Origin of the sequence: Pseudoalteromonas sp. AS71 (assembly GCF_038900275.1) — a bacterium.
Lineage (GTDB): Bacteria > Pseudomonadota > Gammaproteobacteria > Enterobacterales > Alteromonadaceae > Pseudoalteromonas.
The window spans coordinates 70,405-90,426 of sequence record NZ_JBBMQZ010000007.1 but is presented as its reverse complement, the minus strand read 5'-3'; the positions used below and the strand labels follow the sequence as shown (position 1 = coordinate 90,426).

21 protein-coding genes are annotated in these 20,022 nt (G+C 39.2%); 7 read left to right on the top strand and 14 right to left on the bottom strand.

Annotated elements, in window-relative coordinates; all coding sequences use genetic code 11:
- Positions 1-82 precede the first annotated feature (82 nt).
- Complete coding sequence (locus WNY98_RS07140) at positions 83-2,512, bottom strand: zinc-dependent metalloprotease (protein WP_342877508.1); 2,430 nt, start codon at positions 2,510-2,512, stop codon at positions 83-85.
- 154 nt (positions 2,513-2,666) lie between these two features.
- On the opposite strand from WNY98_RS07140, the gene WNY98_RS07135 reads away from it, so the two are divergent.
- Positions 2,667-3,635 (top strand): class 1 fructose-bisphosphatase, encoded by a 969-nt coding sequence (locus WNY98_RS07135; RefSeq protein ID WP_342877507.1) that lies wholly within the window; start codon positions 2,667-2,669, stop codon positions 3,633-3,635.
- Between the two features lie 95 nt (positions 3,636-3,730).
- On the opposite strand, the gene WNY98_RS07130 is transcribed toward WNY98_RS07135, so the two are convergent.
- Entirely contained in the window at positions 3,731-4,057 is a 327-nt protein-coding gene (locus tag WNY98_RS07130; protein WP_342877506.1) for a hypothetical protein, read from the bottom strand.
- Between the two features lie 43 nt (positions 4,058-4,100).
- Between WNY98_RS07130 and WNY98_RS07125 the strand changes: the two genes are divergently transcribed.
- Entirely contained in the window at positions 4,101-4,460 is a 360-nt protein-coding gene (locus WNY98_RS07125; RefSeq protein ID WP_342877505.1) for a DUF5522 domain-containing protein, read from the top strand.
- 305 nt (positions 4,461-4,765) lie between these two features.
- Here the strand turns inward: WNY98_RS07125 and WNY98_RS07120 are convergent, their stop codons facing one another.
- From WNY98_RS07120 to WNY98_RS07090, 7 genes are all read right to left on the bottom strand, one after another.
- Entirely contained in the window at positions 4,766-5,599 is an 834-nt protein-coding gene (locus WNY98_RS07120) for a sulfurtransferase (RefSeq protein WP_342877504.1), read from the bottom strand.
- Positions 5,599-6,693, bottom strand: a complete 1,095-nt coding sequence (locus tag WNY98_RS07115; protein WP_342877503.1) for a capsular biosynthesis protein — start codon at positions 6,691-6,693, stop codon at positions 5,599-5,601. Before WNY98_RS07115 ends, WNY98_RS07120 begins: the two co-directional genes overlap by 1 nt.
- A 177-nt stretch (positions 6,694-6,870) precedes the next feature.
- Entirely contained in the window at positions 6,871-7,290 is a 420-nt protein-coding gene (locus WNY98_RS07110; RefSeq protein ID WP_342877502.1) for a group 1 truncated hemoglobin, read from the bottom strand.
- Positions 7,290-8,123 (bottom strand): DUF3034 family protein, encoded by an 834-nt coding sequence (locus WNY98_RS07105; RefSeq protein ID WP_342877501.1) that lies wholly within the window; start codon positions 8,121-8,123, stop codon positions 7,290-7,292. The genes WNY98_RS07110 and WNY98_RS07105 overlap by 1 nt, the downstream gene beginning before the upstream one ends.
- Entirely contained in the window at positions 8,110-10,425 is a 2,316-nt protein-coding gene (locus tag WNY98_RS07100) for an EAL domain-containing protein (RefSeq protein ID WP_342877500.1), read from the bottom strand. The genes WNY98_RS07105 and WNY98_RS07100 overlap by 14 nt, the downstream gene beginning before the upstream one ends.
- On the bottom strand, positions 10,418-11,080 hold the full coding sequence (locus tag WNY98_RS07095; protein WP_007581955.1) for a methylamine utilization protein: 663 nt from the start codon (positions 11,078-11,080) through the stop codon (positions 10,418-10,420). Before WNY98_RS07095 ends, WNY98_RS07100 begins: the two co-directional genes overlap by 8 nt.
- Before the next feature lie 122 nt (positions 11,081-11,202).
- Positions 11,203-12,306 (bottom strand): phosphoribosylaminoimidazolesuccinocarboxamide synthase, encoded by a 1,104-nt coding sequence (locus WNY98_RS07090; RefSeq protein ID WP_170072412.1) that lies wholly within the window; start codon positions 12,304-12,306, stop codon positions 11,203-11,205.
- Between the two features lie 166 nt (positions 12,307-12,472).
- On the opposite strand from WNY98_RS07090, the gene WNY98_RS07085 reads away from it, so the two are divergent.
- The 4 genes from WNY98_RS07085 to WNY98_RS07070 are packed head-to-tail and all read left to right on the top strand — an operon-like array spanning position 12,473 to position 16,008.
- On the top strand, positions 12,473-13,543 hold the full coding sequence (locus tag WNY98_RS07085; protein WP_083707583.1) for a CDP-glycerol glycerophosphotransferase family protein: 1,071 nt from the start codon (positions 12,473-12,475) through the stop codon (positions 13,541-13,543).
- A gap of 7 nt (positions 13,544-13,550) precedes the next feature.
- Positions 13,551-14,249, top strand: coding sequence for an ABC transporter ATP-binding protein (locus tag WNY98_RS07080; RefSeq protein WP_342877499.1), 699 nt, complete (start codon positions 13,551-13,553; stop codon positions 14,247-14,249).
- On the top strand, positions 14,246-15,493 hold the full coding sequence (locus tag WNY98_RS07075) for an ABC transporter permease (protein WP_342877498.1): 1,248 nt from the start codon (positions 14,246-14,248) through the stop codon (positions 15,491-15,493). Before WNY98_RS07080 ends, WNY98_RS07075 begins: the two co-directional genes overlap by 4 nt.
- Positions 15,494-15,507: 14 nt before the next feature.
- Entirely contained in the window at positions 15,508-16,008 is a 501-nt protein-coding gene (locus WNY98_RS07070; protein ID WP_294123520.1) for a DUF3299 domain-containing protein, read from the top strand.
- A 101-nt stretch (positions 16,009-16,109) separates the two neighbouring features.
- Here the strand turns inward: WNY98_RS07070 and mutM are convergent, their stop codons facing one another.
- Positions 16,110-16,919 (bottom strand): bifunctional DNA-formamidopyrimidine glycosylase/DNA-(apurinic or apyrimidinic site) lyase, encoded by an 810-nt coding sequence (gene mutM / locus WNY98_RS07065; RefSeq protein WP_007581941.1) that lies wholly within the window; start codon positions 16,917-16,919, stop codon positions 16,110-16,112.
- Positions 16,919-17,434, bottom strand: coding sequence for a hypothetical protein (locus WNY98_RS07060; RefSeq protein WP_342877497.1), 516 nt, complete (start codon positions 17,432-17,434; stop codon positions 16,919-16,921). The genes mutM and WNY98_RS07060 overlap by 1 nt, the downstream gene beginning before the upstream one ends.
- 118 nt (positions 17,435-17,552) lie before the next feature.
- On the opposite strand from WNY98_RS07060, the gene WNY98_RS07055 reads away from it, so the two are divergent.
- A complete protein-coding gene (locus tag WNY98_RS07055) occupies positions 17,553-18,479 on the top strand; it encodes a manganese-dependent inorganic pyrophosphatase (protein WP_010553321.1) in 927 nt (308 codons plus the stop codon).
- Between the two features lie 135 nt (positions 18,480-18,614).
- Here the strand turns inward: WNY98_RS07055 and rpmG are convergent, their stop codons facing one another.
- The 3 genes from rpmG to radC all read right to left on the bottom strand — a co-directional run bounded on the left by rpmG (position 18,615) and on the right by radC (position 19,967).
- Positions 18,615-18,770: a 50S ribosomal protein L33 gene (rpmG, locus tag WNY98_RS07050; RefSeq protein ID WP_004335545.1), complete on the bottom strand. Its 156-nt coding sequence runs from the start codon at positions 18,768-18,770 to the stop codon at positions 18,615-18,617.
- A gap of 11 nt (positions 18,771-18,781) precedes the next feature.
- A complete protein-coding gene (gene rpmB, locus WNY98_RS07045; RefSeq protein WP_004335549.1) occupies positions 18,782-19,018 on the bottom strand; it encodes a 50S ribosomal protein L28 in 237 nt (78 codons plus the stop codon).
- A 274-nt stretch (positions 19,019-19,292) separates the two neighbouring features.
- Positions 19,293-19,967, bottom strand: a complete 675-nt coding sequence (gene radC / locus WNY98_RS07040) for a DNA repair protein RadC (RefSeq protein ID WP_024598926.1) — start codon at positions 19,965-19,967, stop codon at positions 19,293-19,295.
- Positions 19,968-20,022 lie beyond the last annotated feature (55 nt).

The following is a 20,022-nucleotide window of genomic DNA, read 5'->3' as shown; positions in this document are numbered from 1 at the left end:
ACCCCGAGTATAAATATACTCGGGGTTTTGCTTTTTAACTTACTAATATTGAGTGCTAAAACTAAGCGCTTCAATTTTTATTCTAAATTGGTGAGCCCGGAGGGATTGGAAGTACTTTAAAGTTATTTGGCCATTGCCCTTTAATTAAAAACTGATTTACTTGCTCTGCTAAATATTGCTTAAATGCACTCTCGCCAATACTTGTATGGCTCAACATTGAGTTTTGGTTAAAGTCTTCACTCAACTTAACTAAGTAGTAACGCAACTGCGCCTGCACTTCAGGGCTTACACTATCGCTTGCTACTAAATCAGCCATAGTTTTTGCTGCTAAAAATTGCACGCGCTGAGTAATTTTACCTGTCATTGTATTAGGCGACGACACGTTAAACACTTGGTTATATAGCGCCTCAAGTAGTTCATCTAGACTATAAAAGTCATTACTGCGTGCTTGCTGCTGCGCTAGGCGATTTAAACGCTGTGCATTTAATAAAAGCGATAAACTATGCTGCACTGCAACTTCGGGTAATGCCATTGCATCGAGCGTTAACCCTGTGCGCCCAACTATGCTCTCGCGCGATTTAGACTCGCCATAGGCTTTTGGCGGAATTAGCGATAATACAGATTCAGGAAGTAATAAGTTATTTGGCTTAAGCGTTGCAAAAATAGCACTTACCGCTTCTTGCTGCATTTTTTTATTAACGACTTGTGCGCCTTTTACGGGTGAGTCACCACGTGTTTCGTATTCGTAATCAACACCGCCTATAAGCTTAACTGCCGCCTCAACCTGAAAACGGTGGAACAGATAAAGTGGAACTAGTTTTTCCTCTAATTGCGATAGTGAATCGCCCGTTTTAATATTATTAATACCAAACTGCGAAAGCGCTTTTTTACGTACGTCGAGTACGCGTAAAAGCTCCTGAGAGGGATTAGTGCCGTTATCCCATAAATGAGCTGTTGGATGCGCGCCACCTTTAGCACGAGCGTCACTATCTGATATAAACTCAAGGCCTTTGGCTTTGTTCTCCTTTAAAATAGCGGCGAGTTCTGCGCTTTCATCTTGGTTAGTAAAATCGCTATAGCCATATTTAATTACTTGGGTATCCCACACGCCCATGCCTGTTGCATAGCCGCGCGTTACATCAAGCTTACCTTGTTCATTAAAACTAAGTAGCGGATGTGGGTAATCCATTACTGAGGCTCTATCCCCTACCGATGCAGCAAAGTTATGAGAAATACCTAACGTATGGCCAATTTCATGCGCGCTTAATTGGCGAATACGATCAAGCGCCATTGCTTGCAAGTTTTTAGCAACTTCATTACCTTTTAAATAAGGTGCAGCGAGTGCTTCAGCTATTAAAATATCTTGGCGAACACGCAATGAGCCAAGTGTTACATGCCCTTTAAGTATTTCACCTGTGCGAGGGTCAATTACAGAGCTTCCGTATGACCAACCACGCGTTGCACGATGTACCCATTGAATTACGTTGTAACGAATATCCATAGGATCGGCACTACTTGGCAGTACTTTTACTACAAATGCGTTTTTGTACCCTGCAGCAGTAAATGCGTCGTTCCACCACTTCCCACCTTCAAGTAAAGCGCTTTTAACTGGCTCCGGCACGCCGGGATCTAAATAATAAACAATAGGTTCAACTGGCTCACTAATTGGTAAGCTTGAGTCCTTTTTCACTAAACGATGGCGCGGTATATAGCGCACAAACATAGACTCGCCAAGCGGGGCTGCGTAGTCTTTATGCTCAATACTCCAAAAGCCAGATTGCGGGTTAAACTTGCGCGGCGTGTAGTTATCATCTGGTAATTGAATAAGCGAATGATGCATATGCACAGTAAGTGCGTATGGGTCGGCACTTACTTGGCGAACAAACTCACCTGGTTTTGTGCCTTTAAATGTAAGCACGGCTTCAAGCTCGGTGTTTTTTACAAATGCTTTTGAGCGATTCATATAAACGGCGCTACGTGATTCATCAAGGCTAAAGCTACCTTGCTTACGTGCAGCAAGCGTCCGGCTTACGCCATGTACATCACTTAATAAATAAGGAGTGTAATCAATAAGTGCTGTGGTTTTATCTTCTGCGACCACTTTAAAACCTGCAAGTATACTTGATGCAAACGCTTCTTTAATGCTTTGCTGCTCAGCCTTATTACTTGTATTAGCACGATAGTAAGTATTTACAGCACGTAGCATTACTTTTTCACCAAAACGCTCAAACTGCACAAGGTGAGTATTACCCAGCTGACCTCTATCAAGGCCTATGTCGTTAGAGCCAATACCGTAAGGTAAACTTTGTTGCAGTAAAAATTGCTGTTCAAACTTATCTACTTTTAAATAAACTTTGCCGTTTTGGGTATCGTAAAAAAACGAATAGTAGCCCGGAAAATGATTCATTTGCGTAGTAAATTCATCAATTGACTTAATTGCTGCGTGCGCTTGAGTTATGATAGTGCACAGCACAGTAAAGAATATGTAACTTAGTAGTGGTATTTTTTTCATAATCTTATCTTTGTTGTTTGTGTTTTAAGTACGATTAGGTGACACCATTATAGGGTGCTATTTAAACAATACAGTTATTTAAGACGAATTTCAGCGCACTAAGCTAATCTCTCTCACATTATGATTGGTTTTAACACGTTACCAGGAAAATAAAATGCGTAGACTCCCTCCAGTATTACTAGAAGACGGTTGCCCAAGAGAACTTTTATCATTAATTCGAACAATTTTAGCGGCATGTAAAGAAATTTCGTTTCGCGTTGGCCAAGGCGCGCTTTCTGGCGTATTAGGCTCAACCCTTGATGAAAACATTCAAGGTGAAACTCAAAAAAAGCTCGATGTATTATCTAATCAGCTGTTAAAAGATATTTTACTGGAATCAGGTACAGTTAAAGCAATCGCTTCTGAGGAAGAAGACTACACAGTAGCCGGTAACCCAGACGCTAAATTTATAGTGGCATTTGACCCACTTGATGGCTCATCAAACACCGACATAAACTCACTTGTGGGTACTATCTTCTCGATTATGGAAGCACCTGAAGGCTCTGACGCTGCTGATGAAAGCATTTTTATGCAGCCAGGCCACAAGCAAGTTGCAGCAGGTTACGTACTTTACGGCCCGTCAACAATGCTTGCGCTGACTACAGGTAAAGGCACCCGTATGTTTACCCTTGATAAAACACAAGGCAGCTTTTTACTTACCCAAGACTTTGCCGAAATCCCTACTGACACAAACGAATTTGCAATTAATACGTCTAACCAACGTCATTGGCAACCAGCTATGCAAGACTACATCAATGATTTGGTAGCTGGCGATATGGGCCCGCGCGCTAAAAACTTTAATATGCGCTGGATTGCAGCAATGGTGGGCGATGTGCATCGTGTACTTAGCCGTGGTGGTTTATTTACTTACCCTACCGACACTAAAGATCCTAAAAAGCCAAATAAATTACGCCTACTTTACGAAGCAAACCCAATGGCCATGCTAGTAGAACAAGCTGGCGGTATCGCTTCAACCGGTACCGAGCGCATTATGGATATTCAGCCTGATGCAATCCACCAGCGAGTAGCCGTTATTTTAGGTTCTAAAAACGAAGTAGAAACGTGCTTGGGATATCATAAATAATCGCTTAAAACGATTGTCTTCAATTTAAAAAACCGCATTCAATTGAAGTGCGGTTTTTTTGTAGGTGAGGTTTTACATCTCGCTTTTTAAACAAATCAAATTTTTACTAACGCAACTATTTGAGCAAGCTTTTGATGATTAAGCACTCCCATTTGCTCACTATTACTGAGCGCATAAATAAAACCTTCGTGCTCAGCACAATCAATGTCATCTCGCGATTCAATTACGTTTGCCCAAAGTTCCAAATCATCTAAGTCTATTTCGTTACTTAAACAGCGCTTAAGTACATCAATTAAAACCTCAGCTGAGAGAGTATAATGAATTTTATTACTATCAGCAGGGCTTGAAACAATAACCGATATAGCCTCATCTCTTTGTTCACCAAACGTAATAAATTCAGCTAATGCTTTTTGTGTATTCATAATATTTGTTATTCTTGGCTCACTGTTACTAAAAAGAATTATAATGACTCAACTTAACTGCACTCAATGCGACAACACTCTAACGTGTAATGTAGACGATATATCAGCGTGTTGGTGCAACGAGCTGCCTGCTATTTTACCGCTAGATACCACAGCAACAAGTTGTTTATGCAGCAAGTGCACGCTGAATAAAATAAATACTTTTTTAGAGGGTGTTTATACACAGTCTATTAAAACCCAAATAGACTTTGCAAAACAATTTAGAGGTAACGACAATTTAATCGAAGGGCTCGACTACACCATGCAAAATGATTACATGGTATTTAGTAAGTGGTTTTTTTTAAAGCGAGGAACCTGTTGTAAAAATGGCTGTAAAAACTGCCCTTATGGTTTTAGAAAGTAAAAACTATTTAATACAAATACGAGCAAACATTGGTTTTTACCTTCTCATCTTCTTCTCTTTCACTTCTCCTTGTGAATAATATTTTTAAGTACTGTTATTCACAAAGAGGTTTAGAGACGCTGCGCTTTTAGAGTAAGTGATTGTATAAAAATAGTATTCAAATACGAGTAAGCACTGGTTTTTACCTTCTCATTTTCTTCTCTTTCACTTCTCCTTGTGAATAATATTTTTAAGTACTGTTATTCACAAAGAGGTTTAGAGGCGCTGTGCTTTTAACGTGAGCAAGCTTTACATATCCAACACGTCTACTTTTCTCCCGTGGCGATGGGCAATGAATCACTCGCGCCCCACTCACTCCAGGAGCCATCATAAACGCTTAAATTACTGTAACCACATTCAGTAGCAAATAACGCTAAAACACAGGCTGTGATACCTGAGCCACAGCTAAATTGTAACTGCTGCGCATCATCGACCACATCACTAAACATCGCTTTAATTTCAGTAAGTGGTTTGGCTTCACCTTTATTAAGTAAATCCATAAAAGGTAACGAGCGACTATTTGGGATATGCCCGCTGCGCATACCTTTTCGGGGTTCACTTTCTTCGCCTGTAAAACGTTTATAAGCACGTGCATCTAGCAATACAGTGTTAGGCTCATCGATTACGTCAACCACTTGTTGGCTATTAATAAAATACTCAGAATTATAGTTTGCTGTAAAATCACCTTTACCTAATACTTCGCTATAACCTTGTTGTATGGCGTAACCGCACTCTAACCACTTTTTAAGGCCACCGCTGAGTACTTTAACATTGTGATGTCCCATAGCTTTAAACATCCACCACGCTCTTGCAGCGCTAAATAAACCGCCATCTTCGTATACAACTATAAACGAGTCGTTATTTACACCTGCATTTTGCATCACGTGGGCAAACTGCTGCTCACTGCATATCGTACTCGGTAAGGGATTTGATCTATCGGCCAATTCGTTTTTTATGTCAAAACGTTTAGCGTTAGGCAGCATTGCTTGCGGCGAATAAGTACCCAAAACCCCTGGGCGCAGCATACCTGCATCAAATATCACTAATACAGGATTATTAAGTTGCTCGTGTAATTGCTGACAGCTAATTAGGTTTTTCACTACGGCTCCTTATTACCATGATACTTAGCAAACTCGTCATTACCCGTAAAACGCGCTTCAATCGCTTTAATATGCTTATCTTCAGTATGTTTCCATACGCCAGGAATACAATATACGTGTTCAATAAAGCTAAAAAACTTATCCTTTAATAATGCATTTGGTTGCCAGCCCTGCATTACTTCGTTCATATTTGCTGCTAGCTGCTCAGCAGTGCTTGCATGCTTTACCAAACCCTCAATGTTGTAACAGGCTTGGCCAAGAGTTAAAACACGTTTATTTAGCTGTAATGCTTCTAAGCCGACCGTTGAATTAATCGTTAATACGGCTTCAGCGCACTTAATCAAATCACTCGTTTGATTTCCATTAGCAAAGATTGCAATCGGATCTTTTTCATAAAGGTGAGCGTAATGTTTATGCCATGACGGATGCTCTTTAAAAACCACTTTTAAACTTGGATCGTTTAAGCTTTTGACGGCTTTAATCACCTCGTCGTAAAACATGTCCATAGAATTTATCCACGGAGAAAAGCTAGCTAATTGAGTATCGTGTGGTACTTGAAAAGGCGCAAATATATAGCGTTCTGGCACATCGGCGCACTCAAATTCACAGCGCTTTTTATGATCAGCTCTTGGAATTAAATCTGGCGCACAAAAGTTTAACTTATTTTGTGGGTCAAAATTTAGGTAAAAAGAAGGGTCACGGCTTAACGACGCATTATAGTTAATACCGCTAGGGTCTAAACTACTTGTACCGGGTAGTAAACCATTTTCATAATAAAACTGCTTAACACCTGATGCTTTTGCAGCCATAGCAACGGTCGTATTTGGAAGTTTATTACCGTTCCAAATAACAATGCACTCAGGATTAGTCTCGGTTAATAAGGCTAAATACTTAGCGTATCGTAATCGTTCAAATAAAACTAACCCAGCACTGTAAACAGCAGCAATAATAGGACTATTCCAGATAGCATTACGTGCTCTTTTGCGTTTTAGCTGAGAGTTAACTACATCAGTAAAATTAACTTGAAACGCATCTTTTAAATACTTAACAGCAGAAAGCTTAGGGGCTCCCATGATATGTAATTGGCAATCCATCGACAATTTTTTGATTATTTTTTTATAGTATTTTGCGTGTACATTTTTGCGAGAGATGAATAGATAAGCCATACAAGCTATATTTGCCAATTATTGTTTTTATGAAATAATTCTAAGTGGACAATGACATCAAAGCAAGGTTCCCTTTACTTAATAATTACTTTAAAGCCTTTATGGCTACATTTTTATAATTTCACCACGAAATGGTGCCATTCTAGAGAGAATATCGTTTTGCAAACTATGGCTAATGTTCTGCTCATTCATTGCATTTATAAGTAAATCAACCACATGATTAAAGTCTTTCTCTGTAATATGCATACCTGTATGGATTGCTACCATAGAGTCGCCATCGTATGTACATGGGCCTTCTACTAACATACACATATGAGTAATAAACCCTTGGCGAAAGTACGCTATATTGCTGTGTTCAAAGTAATGAATTATCTGCTCGTCATTACCTATTTGATAGATAAAGCTATCAACAATTCTGCCTATCCCCGCTTTACCATCGAGCTTTTGATAAAGCGATAATTGTGTTGAGCTAGCACAACTACAAAGCAATCCTACGCATACTATAAAAATACCAACGCTTTTCATTACCAATACCCTGTTACCGATAAATACCAACCTGTTTGATCGTCAGTCCCTGCAATGCTTCCTAAATCAAGGTAAGCCGCTGTCACACTTACGTGCTTATTAGGCATCCATGCTACAAATAAGTCTTTCCAATCTTGTTCGCCTAAGTTTAAGTTATTTGATTTTTGACGATACTCAACACCTACGGCTACTTCACGACTGAAAAATATAGCTGTACTGCCTTCAAATAGCACTTTACTGCTACCATTTTCTCCACCGTAGCCAAGTAAACCAAGTTGATTAGCTTCGCTGTATCGTGTAGTTACGTTCCAAAACCAGTTATAACCAGCAATAGCCCCTAAATGTAATTTACTAGCAGCGAGGTAGTAGTCAGTGCCGCTAGTGTCTTGTGCACCTACAAGTGTTGCAACACTGCCATCATCCAGTGATTTATGCTGAATCCCTAAGCTTAATTGTGGCCAATCGCTGTAAACTATATCACCGTATAAACGAATTTTAGCACCCGTGATAGATTGCTCTATTTCGGTATCAAGCGCGGGTACATCAAATCGTTGCTGAGCATAGCTAAGCTCTATTCTATTAAATAAATTAAGTTGTGCACCGCATACATCGAGTGTGTAATCAGTTACATCTGCACGGCTACAAAAACCATTTACAGAAAATTCATCCTCGCTGGCATATCCGGCAAGCTGCGCCCAAGGCACAATGCCGCCGCCACCGCTACCCTCTATTTGAGAGACACCCGGCGTAGCTAGCAGTTTTCCATTACTTGCAATGCTAGGTAAACTACTTATTAAAAACAAACTTGCTAATAAGCATTTAATTTTTTTCATAGTATTCCTCCAGCCACTCTTCTAATAGTTCTGCTTTTAAAGGCCTACTTAAATAATAACCTTGTGCATGGTCGCACTGCATACCTCTAAGTAAATTTAATGAGCCGAGGGTTTCAACTCCCTCAGCTACAACCGAGAAACCTAGCTGATGCCCCAACGTAATTGATGATTGCACTATAAATTGATCTTTTTGCGATTCATCAAGCTTTAAAATAAAGCACTTATCTAGCTTAAGCTCATCAATTGGCAGCATTTTTAATCGGCCAAGTGATGTTTGCCCTACACCATAATCATCTAATGATATTTTAACGCCAATTGCCTTAAGGTTTTCGAGCGCTTTAATGCCTTTCTCTTCGTTTTCGATCATATCGCGCTCAGTAAGCTCAATAGTGATCAGCTTAGGATCTACTTTGTGTTTTTTAAGCGTACGAACTAATGCAGCATGAAAGCCCGCAAATGCTATATCTTGTGCAGATACATTTATTGCAGCCTGTAAGTTTATATTTTTAGACTGCCAATCAGCTACTTGTGCTACAACCGTATTAACTACCCACCCAGTAAGTTCAACAATAAGACCCGACTGCTCAGCTAAGTCAATAAACAGCTCTGGGTTCACCCAGCTACCATCTTTTCGCTGCCAGCGAATAAGCGACTCAACTTTATCTATTTTTTGCGTTTTTATATGTAATTTAGGCTGGTAGGTCATAAATAGTTGACCGTCGTCATCACAAATAGCCTGCTTTAGCTCATCAAGCATTATTAAGCGATCTAAGTGCGCCTCGTCTTCACCGTTTTGATAGTAATGTATGCTCTCTTGTGTGTTGGCTGCACTTTCAACAGCAATCAGTACACGGCGCATTAAGTCATCACTCGCAATACCTTGTGTGGGATACTGCACAATACCCGCACTAAAACGTAAATTAATTTTGAGTGTTTGAATGGTATAACAAGCTTGTAATTGAGCCATTAATCCTACAATACCGCTTTTTTGCTCGCGCGCTGCCGCAGTCGGAAACACAGTTAAAAACTCATCGCCGCCAATACGAGCATGGAAGCCCCCTAACTCATCCGAAAACTCACTTATTCTGCAAGCAACCGCCTTTAGGCAGTCATCACCAATACGCGGACCTAGCTTATCGTTTATATGGCGAAGCCCTTTTATGTCTATTGCAACGAGCGTGTACTCGGCTGATGAATCTAACTCATCATCAAGCACCTCAAGCATTGCCGAGCGATTATAAAAGCCTGTTAGGGAATCGTGTCTGGCTTGAAAACTAATTTGCTGTTCACGCTGATTGATATCGTTACCCATGCTATCGAAAGCGGCAACTAAGGTGGCTATTTCTGTACTTTGCTTTTGCCCTTTAAATTCAAAAGTATAATTACCTTGGGCAAATTGCCTTGCAATAACAGCGAGCTGGGTTAGCGGTGTCGTTAAGTTATTAGCAAATAAACTGCTAGTAATAACACCTACAAACATAGTTAAAATAGCTAATATAATGAGTGTAAAAAGAAGTTTTTCGAAGTCGCTATAGCTTTGAGTTAAATCGGCACTTAGTAAAATAATAATGGGGTGAGTTAGCAGGGATGGTAAATTTATATCGCGATTACGATACACTAAATACTCCCCCAAAAAGCGTGATGTAGTCACTGTATTAAAGTAATTAACGGGTTCAAATGGCTCTGGGCGATTAGCTAATGAGCTAATAACAATATCATCAGCACTGCCTATAAAACTTACATCCATGCCCGTTAAGCTTTTTAGTTCATTCGCTACATTGTCGTCAATTTTAAAGCCCACCAAACTATAGGCCACTGTACGTGGCGCTCTTACGGGTAATAAAATAATTTGGTAAAGCTCGTTATTTAGCACCACAAAACTAGACTCTTCTGGCGCACTTAAAAGCTCTTCCATTAACGGCTTTAAGTTATGTGCAAAAGCGTCTTCGTCAGTATTGGCGGAAATTAGCCTACCCGATAAATCAAGTAACAGCATTAATTCGGCATCAATACGCTGACTATGATTAAACAACACACTGCTTATTGTCCCGGCATCCCGCGTTGCTACAGCTTGCTTAAAACCAAAGTCGGAGGTGAGTACTTTTGCTGCGGTTAGTAGTAGGCTTTCTTTTGATTTTAAATATTGCTTATAAACATTTTGCGCTACGGTAATGTCTTGATTTACTTTTTCTTCTTGAAACTTACTCGTAGACCACCAAAAACTAAACAAGCTGACCATAGTGGTTAATAACACTAAGCCAACACATAAAATGGTTATGCGATTTCGTAAACTATTAGTCATTACCAGCCTTAAACTTACTACCAAAGGTATTTCTAGGTGCTGGGGTCGATGTGTTTACTGTTATCTGTAACTGTTTTTGAGAATTAATTGTTATCATTTTTTTATTCTCCAATGGCGCTGTTTGTAAAGGGTGCCACACACTCACTTGTGCAGGCAGCGTATTAATAGGCAAACTAACATAGCCTTTTTTATCTGTTTTATATACGGATTCACTACTCGCTACATAGATATAGCCAACCATAGAGTCATGAATATTACACCCTAAAACAACAACCCCTTGTTGCTCAAACGTAATGGGCTCTTTTGGTTGCCCTGAATATAATCTTAGTTGAAAAGGCTTAGCTTGTGAAAAAGAATAAACATGATGGCGAATATTATCGCTGTTAGGAAAGTTAACTTTTTGACCCTGTTGTACAACTAATAATTCGGGTAAAAACTGCTTATGGACTTGATCCATTATAGCAATGGGCAAATTTGATGGTGTGGCTTGTTTGTCAGCAATATTAAGCTCAACCACTGCACCTGATAACTTTTGGCCGTGTTGATCCTCTATTACTAATTCAATATTCGCACTTAAAGCAAACTGACTAAAAAACAAACCTATAGCTAAAAAGTAATGACTTTTAGCAAACTTTTGCAATGCCCGCTCAAACATAACAACACCTAAATATTAATGTTAGGTTAAGTTAATTAGAGACGAGCACTAATTGCAAGAATTATAGCCCAGTAACTAAAAATAAAGACTTAGTTACTGGCTTTGTTAGCACTTAAGTGCTGCTATTTAACAATTAATCCGTAATCGTTATCTAAAATAGTAATTACTTCTTGGCGAGGATCTTTAGGGATCACAATATCTCTGCCTACAATTTTGCTCGCTATACCAACATAGGTGTTTGACACTTCAAGCATTACTGATTCTGGTAAAATATAATCTTTAGCTAATTGCTCACGCTCACTCATGCGATCTTTATTTAATAATACGTCACTCTCTGGCACATTATTAATAAGCAATTGTCGAAAACCCTCTTTAGAATTTTCAACAATTTTACCGTTTTTGTATGCAGCTTCATCCCAAATGCGTGACGAGTCAGGCGTGCCTACTTCATCAATATATATAAGTTGTTGCGCGCCATTTAAATCCTCTACATAACCAAACTCAAATTTAGTATCTACAAAAATTTGGCCAAGCTTCGCTAGTTCATCACTAATTAATTTAAAACCTTCCACTAACAGCTTTTCGTATTTGGTTACATCATCTGCCGATTTAAAGTTAAATACGTCTAAGTTATTAGTAATGTTAGCGCGAGTAATATTTACATCATCAACTGGCGGAATATCAGCAACACCTTTAATAATACCTTTTGTTGATGGCGTAATTAAAACGTTATCAAGCTTTTGGTTCGCTTTTAAGCCTTCAGGCAAGTCAATACCACAAAAGTTACGTATGCCTTTAGCGTAGTCACGCCACATGCTACCCGTAATATATTGGCGAGCAATTGCCTCTACTTTTACTGTACTAGCTTTGCGTACAATCCACACATACGGATGTGGAATATCAACAATATGATTACCCGCAAGGCCTGCTTTATCAAATAACTTAAACCAATGGGCTGCCACTGAGTTTAACGCTATACCTTTACCTGGTACGCCATTTAAACCATTTTCGCCTTGCCAAATGCAATCAAATGCAGAAATTCGGTCTGAAATAACCATAATCGCAAGCTCAGTACCTGTCGGTACTTGGTAGCCTTTGTCTTTAATTAATCGTGCGCTGTCTTCATCAGTTAACCAATAAACTGAACGAACTTTACCGCTGTGTACTTCACCTTTGGTACGAATGGGTAAATCATCGTTTACGTCTAAAACTTTATAGCTAGTCATGCTATCTCCGGGGTTAGGGATGCTTATGATATGGGGTTATATGGGCTGTATAATAATCTAGCCAACCTCAAAGCTCAATCGGATGCTTAAAACAAATAAAGGCATATATTTATAAGCAAGTCGCAATGGGGTAAACTTAATGTGCTAACCAGCCTGAGGAGATAGCTTGAACTACTTAACTGCCACTAAAAATAAAAAATACTTGATGTATATCTCTCAAAATTATTCATACGCTATCTTGAGACCTTTGCAGGCGCAAATATTGGCATATGGTGGTGAAGTACGCTGGTTTTTAGCTGGTAGCGAAGTAAACCCCGATTTTTTAACCACAAACGAGCAGCGTTTACATACCATAAAAGATGTTAAGAGCTGGTCTCCAAACATTACATTTATACCGGGCAATATAGTACCGAGCTTTATTCCGGGTAAAAAAGTAGCTGTATTTCATGGTTTTAACTCTGAAAAGCGCAGCTCTGAAGGTAATCGTGGGCATTTTACTATTCGTGGTTGTTACGATTTATATTGTACGCAAGGTCCAAATACAACAACCCGATTTAAAGAGCTAGCTAAGCAGCATGGTTTCTTTAAAGTAACTGAAACTGGCTGGCCAACGCTCGATCCACTTTTTAGCAATACTTCAAATAATCCTTATGTAAGTGACGACTCTCGCCCTACTTTACTTATATGCTCTACTTTCTCACGAAAGCTGTCACTTGCTCCTAAATTATATGAGCAAATAAAACATTTTAGTAAACAAGGTAAGTGGCGTATTTTGATGCAATTTCATCCTAAAATGCCTACCGAATGGGTTAATAAATACAAAGCGTTGAGTAGCGAAAACCTAACATTTATTGAAACCGATAACGTCTTGCCGTTACTGCAAGCTGCCGATGTTATGCTGTGCGATACTTCGTCAGTTCTTTTAATGTTTTTACTACTACGTAAACCGGTAGTAACATTTTGCAATCAAAAACCACTTCCTCATTTACTTGATATTACCGATGCTGATGAAGTAGAAGCAGCTATTGAACATGCGCTTACTAAACCTAGTGATTTAATGCAAAGTATTGAAAGCTATTGCCAGGAACTTCATCCATATACCGATGGTCAATCTAGCCAGCGCGTATTAAATGCAGCTAATGAATTTTTACAAAGTAGCGATAAACTAAAATCCAAACCACTAAATATAATAAGACAACTAAAAATGCGTAAAGATCTAAACTATTGGGGTTGGTAACCAAATAATGATAAACCTAAAAAATGTTACTTTTAAGTGGCATAAAAGCGATAGCTCTCCCACGCTCAACATAAAAGAGCTAGTTATTGAAAAAGGCGAGCGTATTTTTTTGTATGGCCCTAGTGGCTCTGGTAAATCTACACTATTAGCGATTCTTGCTGGTATTAACACTGTCACTAGCGGTGAAGTGTTAATTTTAAATAAAAACCTCAGTACGCTAAGCAATACTACCCGTGATGCGTTTAGAGCGGATCACATTGGCTATATTTTTCAAAATTTTAACTTGCTCCCTTATTTATCACCTATTGAAAATATAACGCTTGGGTGTGAGTTTTCAAAAATCCGAAAACAAAAAATATTAAAGCAATCATCAAATAAAAGCGCTGCCTTACAAAATGAAGCGATACGGTTATTAAATGCTTTAGGGCTTACTGCGCAGTACCACAATAAAAACGTAGCAGAGCTTAGTATTGGACAACAACAGCGAGTTGCAGCCGCTCGCGCATTCATAGGCAGCCCTGAACTAATAATTGCTGATGAACCCACATCCGCACTGGACACTAACAATCGTGAGAGCTTTATAAAGTTACTGTTTGAGCAAGCAAAGTTATCTAATAGTACATTGGTGTTTGTGAGCCACGATGAAACACTTAAGCCTTTATTTGACCGCTCCATTGACCTTATAAATTTGCAGGAGCAGGTATGATCATCGCTAAACTTGCTTACAAAAGCTTATTAAATCGCCGCGCAAGTGTACTGCTTACATTATTCACTATCGCAATTAGTGTAATGCTACTTTTAAGTATTGAGCGTGTACGAATTGATGCTAAAAGTAGTTTTAGTAATACTATTTCGGGCACTGATTTAATTGTTGGTGCGCGTACCGGCGATATACAGTTGCTGCTTTCGTCAGTATTTAGAATTGGCCATACTAATAACGGCGTAAGTTGGAAAAGTTACGAATACATAACAAGTCAGCGAGGCGTAAAATGGAGTATACCTATAAGCCTAGGCGACAGCCATAAAGGCCAAGCGGTACTAGGCACAACACTTGATTACTTTAGCCATTATCGCTTTGCGAAAAAACAAAATTTAACCTTTAACAAAGGCCGTCCTTTTGCCGCAATTAACGAAGTGGTGCTAGGTAGTGAAGTCGCAAATAAATTAGGTTATAAACTTAACGACTCTATTGTTATATCGCACGGCATGGGGAACACAAGCTTTCATCATCATGACGATAACCCATTTAAAGTCGTCGGTGTTTTAAACCCTACAGGCACGCCTGTTGATAAAACGTTGCATATTCCTTTGGCTGCAATCGATTTAATTCACGGCGGTAAAGCTAGCCTTGTGCATGAGCATGAGCATGACGAACATAACAACCTAGTTGGGCATCCAAAGCAAATTACAGCATTTTTAATGGGATTTAATTCGCCTTTGTACACACTACAAATTAGGCGCAATATAAATCAATATAAGCCAGAAGCCTTGCTTGGGATTATGCCAACCGTAACACTTAAAGAGTTATGGGAAATGCTCGCCATAGTAGAAAAAATACTTTTGCTATTTTCAGCTGTTGTCGTGTTAATTAGCCTACTTGGCATGCTAACGACATTGCTTGCAAACCTGAGTCAGCGACGTCGAGAACTTGCTATATTACGTTCGGTAGGTGCTCGCCCTTGGCATTTATTTACACTTATAAGTATTGAGTCATTACTGACAACTTTACTTGGTTGCCTAGTAGGTAGTGCGCTTTACTATTTAGCTATTTTTTCAGCCGGCGGTTACTTACAAAGTCATGCAGGTATAAGCGTAAATATCACAATGCTCTCTTACTATGAACTGGGCTTAATCGGGGTTATTATGGCCGCAGGTTTTATTATTGGCTTAATACCCGCTACTCGCGCTTATTTTTATTCACTCAGCGATGGTATGAGTATAAAAGCATAATTTTTAGGTATTTTATGACATTTTTTAAAACAGTTTTTCAGTACATTGCTGCTATTAACTTATTATTTATAAGCGTAGCGAGCTATGCCAATCCACCAAAAGAAATTTTTTGGGAAGACTTAATCCCTAAAAACCACGTGCAAATAGACACTCAAGCACAAGCTAATCACGAAGGTAGCGATCAAAATTGGGTGCAACCCGATTTAGATGCTCCTGTGGTAAAGGCACTTGATGGCCAATCGGTGAGTTTGCCAGGTTTTGTTGTGCCATTAGAAGGCGATAGCGAAGTCATTACTGAGTTTTTACTCGTGCCTTACTTTGGTGCCTGTATACACGTACCACCACCACCGCCAAATCAAATAGTCCATGTAACGATTAAAGGTGGCGTGCCTATAGATAGCTTGTACGACGCAATCGTTGTAACCGGAATAATAAGTACAGAAACATGGTCGGGCGAAATCGCGCAGGTAGGATATAAAATGAAAGCGGTCGGTGTAGCACCGTTTGAGCTTTAAAATAAAGGGCCTGCTTTTAAAGCTGGCCCTTAAATCTCATTAAATTTAGAATCGATAAAATTCAAATAACTGAATACTCAAATAACTAGATAACTAGATAACTACTTTTGGCAATTTGAGCAAAAAATAGTACTGCGTTGCCCTAATCTAATTTCTTCCAATTCGTTTTCACACGTCATACATGGCTTGCCTTTGCGCCCATATACTAATAACTCTTGAGCAAAATACCCTGGCTTACCATCGCTTTGTGCAAAGTCTTTAAGCGTTGTACCACCTTGCATAATGGCCGCAGCAAGCGTGTCTTTTATAATAGGGATAAGTGCTTGATAACGTTTGAGCGATACTTTTCCCGCTTCTCGCTTGGGATGTATACCCGCTTTAAATAACGATTCATTCGCGTAAATATTACCAACACCAACCACCACTGCGTTATCCATAATAAATTGCTTTACGGGTACTTTTTTATTGCGCGATTGTTCGTACACGCGTTTAGCAAAAAAGTCATCAGTAAGCGGCTCAGGACCAAGCTTAGAGAGTAGCTTATGCACTTCACCAGGCTCTTGCCATAAGCAGCAACCAAAGCGACGAGGATCGTTTAAGCGCAGTGCTTTACCGTTGCCAAAAATAAACTCTACATGGTCATGCTTTTTAAGCGGCTCACTTTTATCTACAACACGTAAATTACCTGACATACCCAAATGTAAAATAGTGCTTCCAAGCTCACAGTGTAAAAGTAAGTATTTAGCTCGTCGTTCAATACTAGTAACAATTAGCCCTTCAAGTTGATACACGTCATCTGGCACTGGCCAGCGCATACTGGCATTGTAAATATTTACCTTTGTAACAACTTGGTTTTGTACGTGGGGAGTGATGCCCATTCGGCTCACTTCTACCTCTGGTAATTCAGGCATTAATTAGACTCACTTTGTGAAAAATTAAAACTAGGAAATAACTGCTGTGCAGTTTTTAAATCGAGTGCGAGTATTCGTTGGCTACTCTTTTCGAGTAAGTAATATTGCCCATCGCCTTTATAAAGCAAATAAACCCAAGGTAAACTCTCGCCAGCCAGCTCAAATGTAGCAACATATAAAGGTGCATTAGGATTAAAAACAACCGATTCGTTAACACCCATTAACTGCGCGCTTTGCCACTGATTAATTAAATCACTAAGCTGCTGCTCAGATGCTTGCCACACAAGCGGTATGTCTTTTTGTAGTGGGGTTGTACGCCAGCTTGTTCCTATTCGCTCAATTTTTTGATCAACAAATTGCAGTGTGAGTACAAAACTTTGTTCGGGGAGTACAGCTTGTAACGCTGGCTTATCATCACCTCCCAAAAATTGCTTATGCCAGCCATTCAAAAAGAAGATCATAATCAACATCGAAAATATTATAACGTTGTTCCAACCTTTACGGCCCAGTCGCATATAAATACACCTAGTAAATTCAAGATTTTAAAGTGTAACTAAAACTTAATTGCGCTGTCTATATGTTAAAGGCCGCAGACTTTGTTAGAATATCGGCAAATTTAAAGGAGTTCCGTCAATGTCTATGTATGTAGTGGGCCATAAAATCCCAGATTCAGATTCTATTTGTGGTGCAATTGCACTGGCTTATTTAAAAAACCAAATTGATGAGCCTGCAATTCCAACTCGTCTTGGTGAAATTTCACCTGAAACTCAATTTATCCTTGATAAATTTGGCTTCGAAGCACCAGAGCTTAAATTAAGCTACGCGGGTGAAGATGTGTATATTGTAGATCACACAGAAAAAACACAAGCACCTGATGATATCGACCAAGCTCGCGTTGTTGGCGTGGTAGATCACCATAAATTAGGTGACTTAACATCATCTACTCCGCTTGAATGTTGGATTCGTCCTGTTGGTTGTTCAAACACCATTATTAAAATGATGTACGACTTCTACAGCGTAGAAATCCCTAAGGATATCGCGGGTATTATGATGTGTGCAATTTTAAGCGACACAGTCATATTTAAATCACCAACATGTACCACTGCCGATATTAAATGTGTTGAAGCGCTAGCTGAAATTGCAGGTATCGATGACTTTAAAGAACTAGGTATGGATATGTTCCGCGTTAAATCTGCGGTTGAAGACACACCTGCACGTGATCTAGTAATGCGTGACTTTAAAGATTTCAACATGAACGGTAACCTAGTAGGCATTGGCCAACTAGAAGTAATCGACCTTGCTGTTTTTGACGATATTAAAGCAGACCTTGCAGCCGATATTGCTAAGCTAAAAGTTGAGGGCAACCGCCACTCTGTATTTTTACTGCTTACCGATATAATGAAAGAAGGCTCAGAAATGCTAATTGTATCTGACGATGCAAACTTAGTTGAGCAGGCTTACGGTGTAAAACCAGAAAATGATAAAGTATGGTTAGATGGTGTACTGAGCCGTAAAAAGCAAGTAGTACCACCACTACAAGATGCATTCACAAAAATCTAATAGTGCTTTCATTTATTGATTTAAAAGCCTTGTTGGTTATGCCAACGAGGTTTTTTTATATCAATTCACTAATCATATTTTAAAAAACAAAAAACCCAGCCTAAGCTGGGTTTTTAAATTCTAAAAGAACTAAAATTACTTAATTTTAGCTTCTTTAAAAAGAACATGTTTACGAATCTTTGGATCAAACTTTTTGATTTCCATCTTCTCAGGCATGTTACGTTTGTTTTTGTCAGTAGTGTAGAAAAAACCAGTACCGGCAGTTGAAACTAAACGGATTTTATCGCGCATGATTCAGATCCTTAAACTTTAACGCCGCGAGCACGGATTTCTGTAAGAACCGTGTCGATGCCTTTTTTATCGATAATACGCATACCTTTAGTAGTAGTGCGTAATGTTACAAAACGTTTTTCACTTTCAACCCAAAAACGGTGTGTTTGTAGGTTAGGTAGGAAACGACGTCTAGTCGCGTTTCTCGCGTGTGAACGGTGATTACCAACCGCAGGACGCTTACCTGTAACTTGACATACTTTAGACATGTCTATATATCTCCAATAACTTCGCTCGAGCTTAATTTAATCTAAGGCCGTGTATTTCCGCCCTAGAGATAAATCGAAGGGCGCTCTTTATACAGCTTTTACAGGCAAAGATCAAACACTGATCTATCCAATCAGCTCATATATGTAAATTTGATAGCGGCTAATTATAAAGATCGAATGCCCTTAGGGAAAGTAAAAACTGCATTTAAATTAAACTAATTTGCCAAAACACGTTAAACAGCTCATTTTTAACACACTTCTGTATCTAACAAAGCTAAATCAGGCCTCGCTCAGCAAACGAAACACACGTTTCTCCACCAACAATGATGTGATCGAGCACACTTATGTCGACCAATTGCAGTGCTTGCTGCAATTTATTAGTAATAAGTTTGTCTGCTTGGCTCGGTTCTGCAATACCACTTGGGTGATTATGCGCAAAAATAACAGCTGCTGCATTATTTTTAAGGGCAGCCTTTACCACTTCACGCGGATAAACACTGGCAGAATTAATTGTGCCATAAAAAAGTATTTCGTCTTTTACTAATCTATTTTGACTATCTAGGTATAACACCATAAATACTTCTTGCTGCAAGCCTCGCATTTGAATGGTCAGGTAATCGTAAACTGAGTTTGGCGAATTAAACACCGCATCTCGTTGGCAACGCTCCTGCATATAACGTTGGCTTAGCTCTAACACCGCTTGTAACTGTACATATTTAGCAGTTCCTAACCCCTTTTGAGAGCAAAACTCTTCTATACTGGCATTAAACAAATTATGCAGTGTTTTATTTTCGTTTAATAAATGCTGAGCCAACTCAATTACATTCATTCCTGGCAACCCTGTTCGTAAAAATATAGCAAGAAGCTCTGCGTCACTGAGCGCTTTAGCCCCTTTCGCGATGAGCTTTTCACGAGGTCGAAGTGAGTTTGGTAGTGAAGTAAGTTGCATTGTTCATCCTTGAGAGGCGAAAGTGTCTTATAAATGTAATGCAAATTTAAAATTT

Coding starts and splice junctions, on each gene's coding strand:
- WNY98_RS07140 (WP_342877508.1), bottom strand. CDS start 2,512: ATGAAAAAAATACCACTACTAAGTTACATATTCTTTACTGTGCTGTGC.
- WNY98_RS07135 (WP_342877507.1), top strand. CDS start 2,667: ATGCGTAGACTCCCTCCAGTATTACTAGAAGACGGTTGCCCAAGAGAA.
- WNY98_RS07130 (WP_342877506.1), bottom strand. CDS start 4,057: ATGAATACACAAAAAGCATTAGCTGAATTTATTACGTTTGGTGAACAA.
- WNY98_RS07125 (WP_342877505.1), top strand. CDS start 4,101: ATGACTCAACTTAACTGCACTCAATGCGACAACACTCTAACGTGTAAT.
- WNY98_RS07115 (WP_342877503.1), bottom strand. CDS start 6,693: ATGGATTGCCAATTACATATCATGGGAGCCCCTAAGCTTTCTGCTGTT.
- WNY98_RS07110 (WP_342877502.1), bottom strand. CDS start 7,290: ATGAAAAGCGTTGGTATTTTTATAGTATGCGTAGGATTGCTTTGTAGT.
- WNY98_RS07105 (WP_342877501.1), bottom strand. CDS start 8,123: ATGAAAAAAATTAAATGCTTATTAGCAAGTTTGTTTTTAATAAGTAGT.
- WNY98_RS07100 (WP_342877500.1), bottom strand. CDS start 10,425: ATGACTAATAGTTTACGAAATCGCATAACCATTTTATGTGTTGGCTTA.
- WNY98_RS07095 (WP_007581955.1), bottom strand. CDS start 11,080: ATGTTTGAGCGGGCATTGCAAAAGTTTGCTAAAAGTCATTACTTTTTA.
- WNY98_RS07090 (WP_170072412.1), bottom strand. CDS start 12,306: ATGACTAGCTATAAAGTTTTAGACGTAAACGATGATTTACCCATTCGT.
- WNY98_RS07080 (WP_342877499.1), top strand. CDS start 13,551: ATGATAAACCTAAAAAATGTTACTTTTAAGTGGCATAAAAGCGATAGC.
- WNY98_RS07075 (WP_342877498.1), top strand. CDS start 14,246: ATGATCATCGCTAAACTTGCTTACAAAAGCTTATTAAATCGCCGCGCA.
- WNY98_RS07070 (WP_294123520.1), top strand. CDS start 15,508: ATGACATTTTTTAAAACAGTTTTTCAGTACATTGCTGCTATTAACTTA.
- mutM (WP_007581941.1), bottom strand. CDS start 16,919: ATGCCTGAATTACCAGAGGTAGAAGTGAGCCGAATGGGCATCACTCCC.
- WNY98_RS07060 (WP_342877497.1), bottom strand. CDS start 17,434: ATGCGACTGGGCCGTAAAGGTTGGAACAACGTTATAATATTTTCGATG.
- WNY98_RS07055 (WP_010553321.1), top strand. CDS start 17,553: ATGTCTATGTATGTAGTGGGCCATAAAATCCCAGATTCAGATTCTATT.
- rpmG (WP_004335545.1), bottom strand. CDS start 18,770: ATGCGCGATAAAATCCGTTTAGTTTCAACTGCCGGTACTGGTTTTTTC.
- rpmB (WP_004335549.1), bottom strand. CDS start 19,018: ATGTCTAAAGTATGTCAAGTTACAGGTAAGCGTCCTGCGGTTGGTAAT.
- radC (WP_024598926.1), bottom strand. CDS start 19,967: ATGCAACTTACTTCACTACCAAACTCACTTCGACCTCGTGAAAAGCTC.